Genomic DNA, 15564 nt, shown 5'->3' with positions numbered 1-15564 from the left:
CCGTCAGCCGTTCGCCCCCGCTGTGATACCGGTGTCCGGGCCGGCGTCACCGGCGCCCCCGTCACCGGTGCCCCCGTCGTCGGTCCCGCCGGTGGGGTCGGTGGGGTTCGTGGGGTCCGTGGGCGCCTCGGACGTCGGCGGCTCGGACGTCGGCGGCTCCGAGGTCTGCGGCGTGCTCGGCTTCTGCGGCACGCTCGGCTCATCCGTCGGCGGCTGGGAGTAGGTACCGCTGTCATCGCCGGTGTCCTCGGGCTCGGACTGCGGAGTGTCCGGCTCCTCCGTCGGCGGCTCGCTCGTCTCCTTGTCCTTCTGCGGCTTCGGCGACTGCGTGTGCGGAGTCTGTTGCTTCTGGTCCTGGCCGCCGGTGTTCTGCATCGCGAAGGCCACACCCATCGCGATGGCGATCACCGCCAGTACCGCGATCAGCCAGATCTTGCCGCGGCCGCCCTTGGCCGGCCGGGGCCCGCCGTCGAAACCACCGTCGTCATCACGCATACCGGGCGTCAGGATCGGCTGCGCCGTGGTCTGGCCGGCGTTGGGGTGCGGCATCGCCGTGGTGGCGGCGGCGCCCATGGACGGGGTGAGGCCACCCTCGTGCACGGCGACCGGGCCGGTGCTCCAGGTGCCGGTGTGGCCGCCCTGCTCGTGCAGCATCTGGAGCGAGTACTGGACCAGGCCGCGCATCTCCTCGGCGGACTGGAAGCGGTCGTCGGGGTCCTTCGCCAGCGACCGCATGACCAGGCCGTCCAGCTCCGGCGGCACCGCGTCGGCGACCTGGGACGGCGGCACCGGCATGTCCTGCACATGCTGGTAGACGACCGAGAGCGGGGTCTCACCGGTGAACGGCGGCCGCAGTGCGAGGAGTTCGTAGAGCAGACAGCCGGTGGCGTAGAGGTCGGAGCGGGTGTCGACGGTCTTGCCGAGCGCCTGCTCCGGGGAGAGGTACTGGGGGGTGCCCATGACCATGCCGGTCTGGGTCATGGTGGACTGCGCGCCGTGCAGCGCACGGGCGATGCCGAAGTCCATGACCTTGACGGCGCCGCTGTTCGTGATGATCACGTTCGCGGGCTTGATGTCACGGTGCACGATGCCGTGCTGGTGGCTGTAGGCCAGCGCCTCCAGCACACCGGAGACGATGATCAGCGCCTGGTCCGGCGGCGGGGCGTCGGCGTTCAGCAGCAGATCGCGGATGGTGTGGCCCTCGACCAGCTCCATCACGATGTACGGCACGGTGTTGCCGCCGACCAGATCCTCACCGGAGTCGTAGACCGCGACCACGGCGTGGTGGTTCAGTCCGGCCACGGACTGCGCCTCACGCGTGAAGCGGGCCTTGGAAACCGGGTCCTCGGCGAGGTCGGCACGCAGCAGCTTCACGGCGACGGTACGGCCGAGACGGACATCCTCGGCTGCGAACACCTCCGCCATGCCACCGCGGCCCAGCCGTCGCGTGAGCCGGTAGCGGCCATCGCCGACCAGCCCGCCATTGCCCCACATCTCCGGTGCGTCGGGGATATTGGAGCCGGTGGCCTCAGGATCGGACGGGCCCTGGGGGCTCTGCGTCGGTGCCATCGGTCCTCGCCGTCGAATCAATCCGCATGAGAGCGGTAAGGTCATCGGTCTTCGCTAGAGCACGCTACAGGTTCCGCGGCACCCACCGGTCCGTCGTGGACCGGCCATCAAACTCTCGGGAAGTCACATATCGCAAGTTCACCGGGGGTAATCGGGCGCCAAAAGGTCGCGCGGCCGTGACGGGATCTTGCACATCTGGTCACGGAACGGGCACACAGCTTGACGTGTCCGGGGCCTGGGGCAGACTTGGCTGCGAAATTCCAGATTTTGATCGCTATACGTGCGGGTAGTGCGCCTAGGGGGAAGCGGAACGATGAGCCAGGACGGCGCTCAGGGCCAATTCGAGGGCCGTTCGGTCGGCGGAGGACGTTACCAGCTTCGTGATCTTCTCGGCGCGGGCGGAATGGCGTCCGTCCACCTCGCCTACGACAGCGTGCTGGACCGCGAGGTCGCGATCAAGACGCTGCATACCGAGCTCGGCCGCGAGCAGGCCTTCCGTGAGCGCTTCCGCCGTGAAGCCCAGTCCGTGGCGAAGCTCACGCACACCAATATCGTCTCCGTCTTCGACTCCGGTGAGGACGAGCTCGACGGCGGCATGGTCCCGTACATCGTCATGGAGTACGTCGCGGGCCAGCCGCTGCGCTCCGATCTGGACACGGACGTCGCGCAACATGGCGCGATGCCGACCGAAAAGGCCCTGAAGATCACCGGCGATGTGCTGGCCGCGCTGGAGGTCAGCCATGAAATGGGCCTGGTCCACCGGGACATCAAGCCCGGCAATGTGATGCTGAACAAGCGCGGCGTGGTCAAGGTCATGGACTTCGGCATCGCCCGCGCCATGCAGTCCGGTGTGACGTCCATGACGCAGACCGGCATGGTCGTCGGCACCCCGCAGTATCTGTCGCCGGAGCAGGCGCTGGGCCGCGGTGTGGATGCCCGCTCCGACCTCTACTCCGTCGGCATCATGCTCTTCGAGCTGGTGACCGGCCAGCTGCCGTTCGACGCGGACTCCCCGCTCGCCATCGCCTACGCCCATGTCCAGGAAGAGCCCCCGGTCCCGTCGAGCATCAACAGCGCGCTGCCGCCGGCTGTGGACGCGCTGGTGGCCCGCGCGCTGAAGAAGAACCCCAACGAACGGTTCCCCACCGCCGAGGCGATGCGGGACGAGTGCCTGCGGATCGTCGGGTCCGGGCAGTCCGGTGCGACGCCGCTGATCATCGGCGAGGGCCCTCGGGCGCGCACCAGCGGTGCGTCGGTCTCCTCCGCGGTCTTCCCCAGCGCCACCGGCAACCCGCACACCCCGGCCCCGCCGAGCGTGCAGCAGCCGTACCAGCCGACACAGGCCGCCTACGGTCCCTCGACGTCCCCGCCGCCGAACAACGGCTACCCGACGCCCCCGCCACCGCCGAACAACGGCTACTCGACGCCCGCGCCGGGCCCCGTTCCGGGTCCGGCGCCGTTCCAGGCGGGGGGCTACCAGCCCCCGGCCTACACCCCGCCGCCGACGGCACCCACGATGCCGCCGACCGGCCGTCCGGCCGCGCGGAAGAACAACTCCGCGGTGATCGTCGTCTCGGCGATCGTCGGTGTCATCGTGGTCACCGCGATCGCGGTCGGCATCGGTCTGAGCGCCGGTGGAAGCGACGACCCGGACAGCCCGACATCGAGCTACTCCTACTCGTCGTCCCCCACCCAGAGCGTCATGCCTGAGGACAAGACGAAGACGGTTGACTCAACCGAGTGCACCAAGCCGGACTCTCCCTACAGCGAACCGAAGAAGATCTACTTCCCGTTCCTCACCTACAAGAACCTGGACTCGGTGAAGTCCTGCCTCAAGGCGGCGGGCTGGAAGTACAAGGTCACGGAAGAGAACCGTGGGTACACGGCCAAGAACACCGTCATAGAGACGAAGCCGGCGAGCCTTGAGCGGTGGGACCCGAAGAGCGGCGAGACCATCGAACTGACCGTCTCGACGGGGCACTACTAACCACGGCACGGACACGACGGGGTCGGCACGCGCACCGCGTGCCGACCCCGTCTGCTTGCTGCGGGTCGCTGAAGGATCAAACCCGGCTCAGAGGTACGGGCCCGAGCGGGCGCCGCCGTGACCGGGCTGGCCGTCCTCGCCCTCCATCGGCATGGCACCGGGCGGCAGCGCACGGCGCATCGACTCCAGCTGGGCACGGGCCGCCATCTGCTGGGCGAACAGTGCGGTCTGGATGCCGTGGAAGAGGCCCTCCAGCCAGCCGACCAGCTGGGCCTGGGCAATGCGCAGCTCGGAATCCGTCGGCACCGATTCATCGGTGAACGGCAGCGACAGCCGCTCCAGCTCCTCGACCAGCTCGGGCGCCAGACCGTCCTCCAGCTCCTTGACCGAACTGGAGTGGATCTCCTTGAGCCGGACCCGGCTCGCCTCGTCCAGCGGAGCGGCCTTCACCTCTTCCAGCAGCTGCTTGATCATGCTGCCGATGCGCATGACCTTCGCAGGCTGTTCGACCATGTCCGTCAAGGGAGTCTCCCGGGACTCTTCGCCGTCTTCCCCGCCGCCGGAGCCCGCGCCGCCGAGCGCCATGCCGTCCGGGCCGACCACCAGGACGTGCGGATTCTCCTGCGACCGTTCATTCATCGGCATATCCATGCCGCCATTCTCTCGTACGCGGGCTCCGGACAGGTGGTGCCCCGGGGAGAAGGTGATCCACCCTTCGGAACGGACCCGGCCGCCGCTGTTTCACGTGAAACAGCGGATTCTCGCCGTTTCACGTGAAACCGCCGAAATCATCAGCCCCGGCGCAGCCGCAGAGCGAAGAAGGCCAGCCCCAGACCGGTGAGGGCCAGGCCGGCGCCCATCGGGAGAACCCGCTCGACCGGTGCCCCGGGGGTCTCCATGGCGTACGGGGTCGCCGTTGCCGCCGCATCGTCATCCACGCTCTCCGATGCGGAGCGGGATCCCTTCGGGGCGGGCGTCGGGAGGGGCGGCAGGGCCTCGTAGGAGCGGCGGGTGAACCGGTCCCCGACATCGAAGCGGCGCGAGGGGGAGGACCGTGGCGGGGTGGCCGCCGAGTGCGAGGCGGACGCCGAGGGCTTGCGGTGCTTCGACTTCGGAGCACGCCGACCGGGCCGCGAGTGCACACGGTCGGTGTCGTGCGCACCCGCCGCGGCGGGAGGCCCGTACCGGCCGGGGATCGGGAAGTCGGCGCTGCCGCCGTCGGGCCCCGGGACGGAGTCCGGCGGGCCCGGCACGGGGAAGCGCGGGCCGAACGGGTGATGCGGGTGGTGGTGCCACCGTCCGTGCCCGCGGAGCCCCCCGAAGTGGTGATGCGGCCGGTGCGGGAAGCCCGGGATGGCATTCGGCAGGCCGGGGTAGCGGTCCGGCAGCCCCGGGATCCGCACCGGGGCCCCCGGGTGTCCGCGGTGTCCGGCCCGCCCCCGCACTGCGGACCCCTCGGCCGGTGGTACGGCGCCCTCGAAGTCGTCGAACCCGTCGAGGCCAAAACCGTCGGCGCCGACGTCACCCGGGACATCGTCGGGCGGATCGCCGGGGCGGGCGAGATGCGGGGGCCGGTCGACCGGTGTGGCCCGCCGGTCCGCGGCCACCGCGGAGGTGGCTCCTATCGGAACGGGCAGGACGACGGCAGCCACCAACAGACCGGTGGCGATGCGCGAACGGAATCCTGGAGCGACCACAGTGCCCCTCCCGTGCCGAGCCGTCGAGTGACCTGCCCAGCGTCACATGTGACGAGATTCACGGCATCTTGGACAAGTCGGGCGGGTTACCGGGCTCATACGCGGGAGGGGCGGACGCGGACAGCGCGAGGGGGCCAGGGGCGGCCGTCAGCTCAGACCGTCAGGACGACCTTGCCGACATGGGCACTCGCGTCCACGACCCGGTGTGCCTCAGCGGCGTCCGCCATCGGGATCACACGGTCCAGGATCGGCCGGACCTGACCGTTGGCGATCAGCGGCCAGACGTGCTCCCGTACCGCGGCGACAATGGCCGCCTTCTCGTTCAGCGGGCGGGCGCGCAGCCCGGCGCCGGTGATCGCGGCACGCTTGGCCATCAGGGCGGCGAGATTCAGCTCCGCCTTCACCCCGCCCTGCAGCCCGATGATCGCCAGCCGTCCGCTGACCGCCAGCGCCTTGACGTTCCGCTGGAGATATTTGGCGCCGATGATGTCGAGGATGACGTCCGCGCCCTTGCCATCGGTGGCCTTGCGGATCTCCTGGACGAAGTCCTGTTCGCGGTAGTCGATGAGGATGTCCGCACCCAGCTCGGCGCAGCGGGCCAGCTTCTCGGGGCCGCCCGCGGTCACCGCGACCCGTGCGCCGACGGCCTTGGCGAGCTGGATCGCCATCGTGCCGATGCCGCTGGCACCGCCGTGGACCAGCAGCGTCTCACCGGGGCGCAGATGCGCGATCATGAAGACGTTCGACCAGACCGTGCAGGTCACCTCGGGCAGCGCCGCGGCCGTGACCAGGTCCACGCCGGCCGGCACCGGCAGCAGCTGTCCGGCCGGGACGGCGACCTTCTCCGCGTATCCGCCGCCCGCCAGCAGCGCACACACCTCGTCGCCGACGGCCCAGCCGTGCACACCGGGGCCGAGCGCGCTGATCCGTCCCGAGCACTCCAGACCCGGATAGAGGGAGGAGCCGGGCGGCGGATCGTAGAAGCCCTGGCGCTGGAGCAGGTCGGCGCGGTTCACGGCGCTGGCCGCGACCTCGATCAGGACCTCGCCCTCGGCGGGCTGCGGATCGGGCACGTCCGCCCAGACAAGTGCTTCGGGGCCACCGGGCTCCGGGATAGTGATCGCTCGCATGGGCGCGAGGCTACTCGCCGTCCGCGCACGGGGCGACGGTGCGGGGGCCGACGACTACCGCAGGGTCGGCCCGCTGCCCCCGCGCTACGTGCGGTTATTCATCCGCACGGCGCATCGGGGCGACGCCGGTACCGGGGAGGGTCGGCTTGGTGCTCTGCTTGCCGGAGGGGTCCCCCGCGTCCGCCGGGGCCGCCCGCACGATGGTGATCAGACGGTCGGTGCTCTGCAGCGGACTGGCCTCCGGATCGTCGTAGCCGAGGAGGCGGTGGCCACGCAGCACGGAGACCACCAGGTCGTCGGTCTCCCGTACGGACTTGCCGACCTCCGCCTTCACCACCGTGCGTTCCACCAGGTCGAGGCCGCTGCCCTGCTGGATCAGATCCTCCATGACGGTGCCCGCGCTGGGGCTGTGCACGGAGAGCCCCAACAGCCGGCCGGCCGCGCTGGCCGACGTGATCACGGAGTTGGCGCCGGACTGCCGCAGCAGCGGGGCGTTCTCCTCCTCGCGCACCGCCGCGACGATATTCGCCCGCTTGTTGAGCTGACGGGCGGTCAACGAGACCAGCACGGCGGTGTCATCGCGCTGCGTGGCGATCACGACCTGGTGGGCGCGCTGGATCTCGGCCCGGAGGAGCACATCGCTGCGGGTCGCATCGCCGACCACCCCCGCGAACCCGTCGGCCACCGCCGCTTCGATCACCTTGCTGCTGGGGTCGACGATGACGATGCGGTCGCGGTGCAGCCCCGTCACACACAGGGTCTGGGCCGCGGAACGGCCCTTCGTCCCGAAGCCGACGATGACGGTGTGGTCGCGCAAGGCGTTTCTCCAGCGTTTCAGTTGCCACTGCTCGCGGGTGCGCTCGGTCAGCACTTCCAGTGTGGTGCCGACCAGGATGATCAGGAACAGCACGCGGAGCGGCGTGATGAGCAGGATGTTCAGCAGCCGCGCACTGTCGCCGTACGGGACGATGTCGCCGTAGCCGGTGGTCGAGAGCGTGACGGTCGCGTAGTAGAAGCAGTCGAGCAGGTCGACCTTGCTGTCGGCGTTGTCGTGGTACTCGTTGCGGTCGATCCAGACGATGAAGACCGTCGCGAGCAGCACCAGCAGCGCCATCAGCAGTCGGCGGGCGACCTGCCGCAGCGGCGGCTTGGGGGCGGCGCGCGGCAGCACCACCCGGTGCGAACGGTCCTCGGGCACCTCCCGCGCCGCGGCGTCCTGGGACGGGAGCTTCACGCGCGGCCTCCGGTGGCCTCAGTGGGGTCGTACGGGCTCCCGGCGGCGGACCGGTCCGGCGTCCAGCCTGCCGACCAGCCCGCTGACCAGGGGAATTCCAGGAGTTCGAGCTCGGTGCCGCGCTCCGCGCCCCCGGGCGGGACGACGGCCAGCGCATCGGCGGCGGCGATCCCGCGCAGCATGGCCGGGCCGTGGAAGCGCAGCGGCAGCACCGTCAGACCGCGCCGCTCGTCGTCGCGGTAGGCCACCGGAACGAGGCGGGTGTCCTGCGGGTGCCCGGTGACTGCGGCAGCCAGCGGCGCGCGGTACGGCGCGGCGGGACGGCGGGCGGCGAGCGTACGGAGCAGCGGCTCGGCGAGGGTGAGCAGGCCGGAGACGGCGGCGAGCGGGTTGCCCGGCAGGCCGACGAGATGGCGGCGCGGGGCCAGGCGGGCCAGCAGCATGGGGTGGCCGGGACGGACCGCCACCCCGTCCACCAGTACCTCCGCGTCGAGCCGCCGCAGTGTCGGGTGCACATGGTCGACGGGACCCGACGCGGTACCACCCGTCGTGATCACCACATCGGCGGTGGACTCCGCGAGGGCGGCGTACAGCGTGTCGGCGTCGTCGGCGAGCGGGCGGGGCGCCGCCGCCTCGACGCCCAGCGCATGCAGCCAGGGGGCGAGCATCGGGCCGAGGGCATCGCGGATCCGGCCGTCCCGCGGCAGCCCGTGGCCCAGCAACTCATCGCCCAGGACGAAGACTTCGGCCCGCGGTCGGCGGTAGGCGGTCAGCTCGTCGTAGCCGGCCGCCGCGGCCAGGCCGAGGACGGCGGGGGTCACCAGGCAGCCCGCGGGCAGCAGTTGGTCGCCGCGGCGGCACTCCTGGCCGCGCGGGCGGATGTCCTGGCCGGGCGGCGCGGGCCGCGGTGCGTACAGCCGTCGTCCGCCGTCGCCCAGCTCACGGACCTCGCCCTGTTCGCTGCGCAGTACGGCGGTGGCGCCGGACGGGATGCGCGCGCCGGTGGCGATCGGGATCGCATGGCCGTCGAGGAGTGCCGCCGTGGAGGCGTGACCGGCGAGGATGCCCGACGGCGGACCGGTCTCGGGGGCGTCGGCGGGCCGGTCCAGGCGCCAGGGGCCGGGGCCGGCGACCGCCCAGCCGTCCATGGCCGAGGTGTCGAACGACGGCAGGTCGGTGAGCGCGGTGAGAGGTGCGGCGAGCGTACGGCCGAGCGCCTCGCCGAGCGCCGCGGTCTCGGGCTCGGGCGCCCCGGGGACGGCGCGCGCGGCGAGGCGGCGGGCGGTGTGCCAGGGGACGGCGGCCGGGGTGGGGCACGGGTCGGAGCCGGTGCCGGTGTGAGGCGTGGGGTCTGTGGGGCGGGAGGGGCCGCTCCGGGTTGCGGCGGGGTCGTCAGGGGAGAAGGGGTCGTCCGGTGTGTAGGGGGCGTCGCCGCCGCCGGTCACGGAGGAGGTGGCTGCTGCGGCCCCTGCGGCATACGGGGCGGAGGTGGCGGTCGTGATCCCGGGCCCCGTCCCGGGCCGTGCGCGCAGCGGTGCCGTGCCGTTGGCCAGCGCGAGCGCATCGTCGAAGGGGTCGCGCTCCTCTGCCGAGGGTTCGCCCCACGGCCGGCCCACCACGCCGCCGGCCTCCCCGCCCCACTCCCCGTCGGTCATTCGGCGGGCTTCGCTTCGGCAGCCGTGGCGCTGTCGGCGCCGGACGCGGTCTCGGCGCCGGCCTCGGCGGCCCAGCGGTGGGCCAGCGCGGCGGCCCGGTCGGTCAGTTCCTTCACATCCCGGTCCTGCCGGCCCGCCGCATAGCCGATCAGGAACGTCGTCAGCGGCGCGGCGGGGCGGGTCACGCCATGTGCCGCGTCGCGCGCGAGATCGAGAAGCGCCGCCGTGTCGACATCGAGCTCGATGCCCAGTTCGGCCTTGACCGCGGTGATCCATTCGTCCAACACGGTCCCATGCTCCCTGATACGGGCGCGTGCTGCGCTGATGTCTTCCCAGGTGTCGCAGTCGAAGGAGGCCGTGGCGGTGGGGTCCGGGACCCGTTCGAGCAGCAACCCGTCCAGCAGCGCGCGCAGCGGCAGTCCGGCCAGGCTCCCGTGTGCGGCCCGCATCCGCGCCAGCTCACGGCGCAGCGGCTCGGCCCGGTAGGCGGCGACCAGCGGCTGGTCCCGCCCCGAGGCGTCCCGCAGCAGCGCCCCGTCGAGGGGCGCGGGACTGCCGACCGGTCCCGCGGCAGGGGCCGTTGGCGTCGCCGCCGCCAGGAGGCCGCGTACGGTCGCGGCCGTCAGAAACGGGAGGTCGGCGGAGAGGACGAGCACCGTCGGGGCGGTGGTGTGCCGCAGGCCGGCGTCCAGTGCGGCGAGCGGACCGCCGCCGGGCGGGTCCTCCAGGGCGTGGACGACGGCGCGGGTGGTCGGGCGGGCGGGGCCGACGACGACAGTCGTCGCCGCATCGGGGCAGGCGGCGAGCACCCGGTCCAGCAGCGGGCGGCCGCCGACGGACAGGGCGGGTTTGTCCGCCCCGCCGAGCCGCCGGGCCGCGCCGCCGGCCAGCACGATGCTGTCGTGGTCGGTGAGGTCCTTCACCTCTTGAGTATCGCCGGGGACACCGGGTTCACACCGCTGCCGGAGCGGCAGCAGATGTCAGCTGCGCCACAGCGGGCGCGGCCGGGCGGGCCGGGGCGCCCGCTGCGGCGTGGCCCCCGGCACCGGTATCGCGGCTGCCACCGGTGCCCCGGCAGCCACCGGCCACACTCGCGTCACAGCGTCCGGAGCAACAGCGCGGGCTGCTCCACACAGTCGGCCACGTACCGCAGGAAGCCGCCCGCGGTGCCGCCGTCGCACACCCGGTGGTCGAAGGTGAGCGAGAGCTGGACGACCTGCCGGACGGCCAACTCGCCGTCGTGCACCCAGGGTTTGGCGGCTATGCGGCCGATGCCGAGCATCGCCGCCTCGGGGTGGTTGATGATCGGCGTGGACCCGTCGACGCCGAACACGCCGTAGTTGTTGAGGGTGAAGGTGCCGTGGGTCAGCTCGGCCAGGGAGAGCCCGCCGGCCCTGGCGGTTTCGGTGAGCCGGGCGATCTCGGCGGACAGCTCCTCGACCGTACGGGCATGGGCGTCCCGTACGACCGGCACCACCAGGCCGCGGTCGGTCTGCGCCGCGAAGCCCAGATGGACGGCGGGCAGCCGGACGATCTCCTGGGCCTTGGTGTCGACGGTGGAGTTGAGCGCGGGGAACCGCGCGAGCCCGGCCGTACAGATCCGGGCCAGCAGGGCGAGCAGCGACACCTGGGGGGCGCCCGGCACATTCATCGCCTTACGGGCGGCCAGGAGCTCGGTGGCATCGGCCTCCACCCAGCAGGTCGCCTCCGGGATCTCCCGGCGGCTGCGGCTGAACTTCTCAGCGGCCGCACCGACCATCCCCTTGAGCGGGATCCGCTCCTCACCCACTACGGCACGGGCGCCGGCCCCGGCCCGCGCCGCGCCCGTCACACCGGCACCGGTCGTTCCGTCGGCGCCGACCGCGGTGGCCACTCCGGCTGCACCGGCCGCCTCCCGCTCCCGCCGCGTCCGGATAGCGCACTCGACGTCCGTGCGGAGGATCAGTCCATCCCGTCCGGATCCCGTCAACTCCCGCAGATCCAGGCCGTTCTCCCGCGCGATCCGACGCACCAGGGGGGAAATCACGGCCACCGTACGGCTGCCGTCGTCCACGACACCGGCACCGGCTGCCCCGGTTACGGCTGCCCCCACGGCCGTCGCCCCGGCGGCAACCGCTTCTGAACCACTGGGCGTCCCCTCAGTCGCCGCTTCAGCTCCGGCCGAGCCGTCCGCCGCCCGTCCGGGCGACCGTGGCACGCCCGCCATTGGGCCCGCTCCGGGCCCCGGCCGGATCCGGCGGCGGCGCGCCGCCGCCGCACTCGTGCCGTACCCGACGAGCACATTCCCGGACCCGGAATCCGCCGCACCGTCGCCGGCCGCCCCCGGTCCCGCCCCCGGACCGTCCCCCGCCAGGTCATCCGGCACGGCCCCGACGGCGACCGTCACCAGCGGTGCCCCCACCGGGACTTCGGCCCCCTCCTCACCGAAGCGGGCGGTCACCACGCCTCCATACGGGCACGGCACCTCCACCATCGCCTTGGCGGTCTCGACCTCCACCACCGGCTGGTCGATGGCCACCACCTCGCCGACCTCGACCATCCAGTGCACGATCGTCGCCTCGGTGAGGCCCTCCCCCAGGTCGGGCAGGGTGAATTCGCGGACCACGGCCATCACTCACCACGCCCCTCGGTCCAGTCCGACTCCCACTGGAGGCGGGCGACGGTGTCCAGAATCCGGTCCACGCCCGGAAGGTGGTGCCGCTCCAGCATCGGCGGCGGATACGGGATGTCGAAACCGGCCACGCGCAGCACCGGCGCTTCCAGGTGGTGGAAGCAGCGTTCGGTGATCCGGGCCGCTATCTCGCCGCCGGGGCCGCCGAACCCGTTGGACTCATGGACGACCACGGCCCGCCCGGTCCGCCGCACCGAGGCGCAGACCGTCTCGTCGTCGAACGGCATCAGGGACCGCAGATCGACCACTTCCAGGTCCCAGCCCTCTGCGCCGGCGGCCTCGGCGGCCTCCATACAGACCGGGAGTGACGGGCCGTAGGTGATCAGCGTGGCGCTGCTGCCGCGGCGCCGGATCCGGGCACGGCCCAGGGGGGCGACCTCGGTGGGTGCGTCGGGCGACCAGTCGGCCTTGGACCAGTACAGCCGCTTGGGTTCGAGGAAGACCACCGGGTCGTCGGAGGCGATCGCGGCGCGCAGCAGTCCGTAGGCGTCCTCGACGGTCGCCGGGGTGACGACCTGGAGCCCCGGGGTGGCGAGGTAGTACGCCTCGGAGGAGTCGCTGTGGTGCTCGACGCCGCCGATCCCGCCCCCGTAGGGGATACGGATGGTCAGCGGCATCGTCAGCGCGCCGCGGGTGCGGTTGCGCATCCGGGCGACATGGCTGATCAGCTGCTCGAACGCCGGGTAGGCGAAGGCGTCGAACTGCATCTCGACGACCGGCCGCAGCCCGTACATCGCCATGCCGACGGCGGTGCCCAGGATGCCGGCCTCGGCGAGCGCGGTGTCCGTGCAGCGGTCCTCGCCGAATTCCTTGGCGAGGCCGTCGGTGACCCGGAAGACGCCGCCCAGGGTGCCGACGTCCTCGCCCATGACATGCACGGACGGGTCGTCGGCCATGGCGTCGCGCAGCGCGCGGGTCAGCGCCTGCGCCATGGTGGCGGGCTTGCGCGCGGTCGCCGGAGCGGTGGTCGTCATGGCCTGGCCTCCTCGGCGGACCCGTCGGTGCCCGCTGCGTCCTCGGTGTGTCCGGCGGACTCGGCGTCCAGCTCGGCACGCAACTGTGCGGCCTGTGCCCGCAGTTGGCTGGTCTGCTCGGCGAATACGTGGGTGAACAGGTCCATCGGGTCCACCTCCGGGTCGGCGTTCATCCGCTCCCGGAGGTCGGCCGCCAGCTGCTCGGCGCCGTCCCGGGTGGCGCCGACGAATGCGTCGGTCAGCAGATCGCGGGCGGCCAGCTCACGCTCCAGGAGAGCTATCGGGTCGTGTGCCTGCCAGGTCTCGACCTCGGCGTCGCTGCGGTAGCGGGTGGCGTCGTCGGCGTTGGTGTGGGCCTCGATGCGGTAGGTGACGGCCTCGATCAGGGTGGGGCCGCCGCCCCGGCGGGCCCGCGCCACGGCCTCGGTGAGCACCTCATGCATCGCGGGGGCGTCATTGCCGTCGACCAGGCGGCCCGGCATGCCGTAGCCGACCGCCTTGTGGGCGAGGGACGGCGCGGCGGTCTGCTTGGCGAGCGGCACGGAGATCGCGAAGCCGTTGTTCTGGACGAGGAAGACGACCGGCGCCTGCCAGAGCGCCGCGAAATTCAGCGCCTCGTGGAAGTCACCCTCGCTCGTGCCGCCGTCGCCGACCATGGCCAGCGCGACCACCTCGTCGCCCTTGAGGCGGGCGGCGTGCGCCAGGCCCACGGCATGCGGGAGCTGGGTGGCGAGCGGGGTGCACAGGGGGGCGATGCGGTGTTCCTGAGGGTCGTAGCCGTTGTGCCAGTCGCCGCGCAGCAGGGTCAGGGCCTGTACGGGGTCGAGCCCGCGGGCCACGGCGGCGAGGGTGTCGCGGTAGCTGGGGAAGAGCCAGTCGCGGTCTTCGAGGGCCAGCGCCGCGGCGACCTCACAGGCTTCCTGGCCGGTGGAGGACGGGTAGACCGCCAGGCGTCCCTGCCGGGTCAGGGCCGTGGCCTGGGCGTTGTACCGGCGGCCGCGGACCAGCTCGGTGTACAGGCGGGTCAGCAGTCCGGAGTCGAGCCGGGCCGCGGCGTCCGTGCCCAGGAGGCGGTACGGCTCCGCGTCGGGCAGGAGGGGCGTGGGGTCGACGCGCGGCTGCCAGGCGGGCGGCGGACCGGCCAGGCTGCTCTTGTTCCTGCTGCTGCCGGGCTGCTCAAGGACCGTCATGTCGAGCACCTCCTCGGATCGAAGGGGTGGCGCCAGGCGCCTCATGTGGGTGTGGGCGGGCGACGGGCAGGATGGAATCGGCCAGGGCGGGTACGCCCTGCCCTACCGATTGTTCGGTCGCTGATGCATTTTGGCTACAGGCGGGCTCAGCCTGTGGACAAACGGTTCTCCACAGCTTGAGATGAAGCCAGGGCGTCCACAAAGGGGAGGCGGGACCATATGCCGGACGAACAGATGGCCAATTCCGGCGGGCAACCGGCGACAGCGGCCGGCCCGCCTCCGACGGCCTCCGCCCCGCCCTCGCCGGCCGCACGCCCGCTGGACACCATCGACCGTTCGATCCTGCGCATGCTGCAGACCGACGGGCGGGCCTCGATACGCTCCGTGGCCGACCGGGTCCATGTCTCGCGCGCCAATGCCTACGCCCGGATCAACCGGCTGATCGAAGACGGTGTGATCCGTGGCTTCAGCGCCCTTATCGACCAGGAACGGGCAGGTCAGGGCGCGTCCGCCTACATCACGCTGAAGATCGTGCAGAACTCCTGGCGGACCGTGCGCAAGCAGCTCACGGCGCTGCCGGGGGCCACGCATATCGCGCTGGTCAGCGGCGATTTCGATGTGCTGCTGCTGGTCCACACCAAGGACAACCGCGAGCTGCGGGAGCTGGTCCTCACCCGGATCCAGTCGATACCGGAAGTCCTGAGCACCCGCACGCTGCTGGTCTTCGAGGAGACCGATCTCGGCCCCGAAGAGGAATGACCGGCCGACCGCTGCCGGAGTGAACTCACGCCGGGCACGGGCCCCTCGGGGGAGCCCTGAGCGCGTGCCCCTGGATCAAGGGGCACGGGCCCGGCAAGTACACCGCTCAGGGCTTGCGCAGCCCCGCGAACGCCGTACGTACCACGGCCTCGGCGACCTCGTCACGGCTCACCGCGCCGCCCCGCCCCGGCCGGTACCACTCCACAATCGAGTTGATCATGCCGAAGAGCAGCCGGGTGGCCAGCCGGATGTCCACGTCGTCCCGTAGGTCGCCGTCGGCGGCGGCCTGCTTGAGCAGGTCGGACACCTCGTGGTCGAACTCCCGGCGGCGCTCCATGGCCCACCGCTCGGTGTCCGTGTTTCCGCGCACCCGCAACAGCAGCGTCACATAGGGGAGTTCGTCCATGAGCACCTCGGCCACACGCCGGGTGACATGCTCCAGCCGCTCGATCGCCCGCCCCTGGAGGGCGCCCGGCTCCTCCAGCACACCGAACAGCCCGTCCAGCGCGCGGCTTATGGCGCGGTGCAGCAGCTCTTCCTTGCTGCGCACATGGTGGTAGATCGAGGACTTCGAGATCCCGGCCGCCTTGGAGAGGTGCTCCATGGACGTGCCGTCGTAGCCGCGCTCGATGAACACCTCGACGGCGACCGCGAGCAGCGAATCGGGCGTATAGGTGTCGCGCTTGGCCATGGTCATG

Annotated in this window: 13 protein-coding genes; 2 read left to right on the top strand and 11 right to left on the bottom strand. The window is 72.0% G+C overall.

Translation table 11 applies throughout. The features are described 5' to 3' along the window. Positions 1–3: 3 nt before the first annotated feature. Positions 4–1569, bottom strand: coding sequence for a protein kinase domain-containing protein (locus tag STRTU_RS17945; protein ID WP_159744557.1), 1566 nt, complete (start codon positions 1567–1569; stop codon positions 4–6). A 313-nt stretch (positions 1570–1882) separates the two neighbouring features. On the opposite strand from STRTU_RS17945, the gene STRTU_RS17940 reads away from it, so the two are divergent. Continuing rightward, positions 1883–3556, top strand: a complete 1674-nt coding sequence (locus STRTU_RS17940) for a protein kinase domain-containing protein (RefSeq protein WP_159744555.1) — start codon at positions 1883–1885, stop codon at positions 3554–3556. A gap of 87 nt (positions 3557–3643) precedes the next feature. On the opposite strand, the gene STRTU_RS17935 is transcribed toward STRTU_RS17940, so the two are convergent. From STRTU_RS17935 to pdhA, 9 genes are all read right to left on the bottom strand, one after another. After that, a complete protein-coding gene (locus STRTU_RS17935) occupies positions 3644–4207 on the bottom strand; it encodes a bacterial proteasome activator family protein (protein WP_174878882.1) in 564 nt (187 codons plus the stop codon). A 140-nt stretch (positions 4208–4347) separates the two neighbouring features. Continuing rightward, the gene (locus STRTU_RS17930) at positions 4348–5253 is read right to left on the bottom strand and encodes a hypothetical protein (RefSeq protein ID WP_159744553.1); all 906 of its coding nucleotides are present in this window, start codon (positions 5251–5253) and stop codon (positions 4348–4350) included. A gap of 152 nt (positions 5254–5405) precedes the next feature. Continuing rightward, complete coding sequence (locus STRTU_RS17925; protein ID WP_159744551.1) at positions 5406–6383, bottom strand: NAD(P)H-quinone oxidoreductase; 978 nt, start codon at positions 6381–6383, stop codon at positions 5406–5408. 94 nt (positions 6384–6477) lie between these two features. After that, entirely contained in the window at positions 6478–7617 is a 1140-nt protein-coding gene (locus STRTU_RS17920) for a potassium channel family protein (protein WP_159744549.1), read from the bottom strand. Continuing rightward, a complete protein-coding gene (locus STRTU_RS17915) occupies positions 7614–9272 on the bottom strand; it encodes a molybdopterin molybdotransferase MoeA (protein WP_159744547.1) in 1659 nt (552 codons plus the stop codon). The genes STRTU_RS17920 and STRTU_RS17915 overlap by 4 nt, the downstream gene beginning before the upstream one ends. Continuing rightward, positions 9269–10195 carry a DUF6457 domain-containing protein gene (locus tag STRTU_RS17910; RefSeq protein ID WP_159744546.1) on the bottom strand — a complete coding sequence of 309 codons (927 nt, stop codon included), beginning with the start codon at positions 10193–10195 and terminating at the stop codon, positions 9269–9271. The genes STRTU_RS17915 and STRTU_RS17910 overlap by 4 nt, the downstream gene beginning before the upstream one ends. A 173-nt stretch (positions 10196–10368) precedes the next feature. After that, positions 10369–11883: a dihydrolipoamide acetyltransferase family protein gene (locus STRTU_RS17905; RefSeq protein WP_159744544.1), complete on the bottom strand. Its 1515-nt coding sequence runs from the start codon at positions 11881–11883 to the stop codon at positions 10369–10371. Next, on the bottom strand, positions 11883–12917 hold the full coding sequence (locus STRTU_RS17900; protein ID WP_159744542.1) for an alpha-ketoacid dehydrogenase subunit beta: 1035 nt from the start codon (positions 12915–12917) through the stop codon (positions 11883–11885). The genes STRTU_RS17905 and STRTU_RS17900 overlap by 1 nt, the downstream gene beginning before the upstream one ends. Beyond that, positions 12914–14107 (bottom strand): pyruvate dehydrogenase (acetyl-transferring) E1 component subunit alpha, encoded by a 1194-nt coding sequence (gene pdhA, locus STRTU_RS17895; protein WP_159744541.1) that lies wholly within the window; start codon positions 14105–14107, stop codon positions 12914–12916. The genes STRTU_RS17900 and pdhA overlap by 4 nt, the downstream gene beginning before the upstream one ends. 219 nt (positions 14108–14326) lie before the next feature. Between pdhA and STRTU_RS17890 the strand changes: the two genes are divergently transcribed. After that, positions 14327–14866: an Lrp/AsnC family transcriptional regulator gene (locus STRTU_RS17890; RefSeq protein WP_159744539.1), complete on the top strand. Its 540-nt coding sequence runs from the start codon at positions 14327–14329 to the stop codon at positions 14864–14866. Positions 14867–14972: 106 nt separating this feature from the next. Here the strand turns inward: STRTU_RS17890 and STRTU_RS17885 are convergent, their stop codons facing one another. Next, a complete protein-coding gene (locus tag STRTU_RS17885; RefSeq protein WP_018092708.1) occupies positions 14973–15563 on the bottom strand; it encodes a TetR/AcrR family transcriptional regulator in 591 nt (196 codons plus the stop codon). Between the last annotated feature and the right edge of the window lies 1 nt (position 15564).

The organism is Streptomyces tubercidicus, assembly GCF_027497495.1.
GTDB classification, from domain to species: Bacteria; Actinomycetota; Actinomycetes; order Streptomycetales; family Streptomycetaceae; genus Streptomyces; species Streptomyces tubercidicus.
The sequence above is the reverse complement of the archived record's forward strand: the minus strand, read 5'-3'. Positions and strand labels throughout refer to the sequence as shown.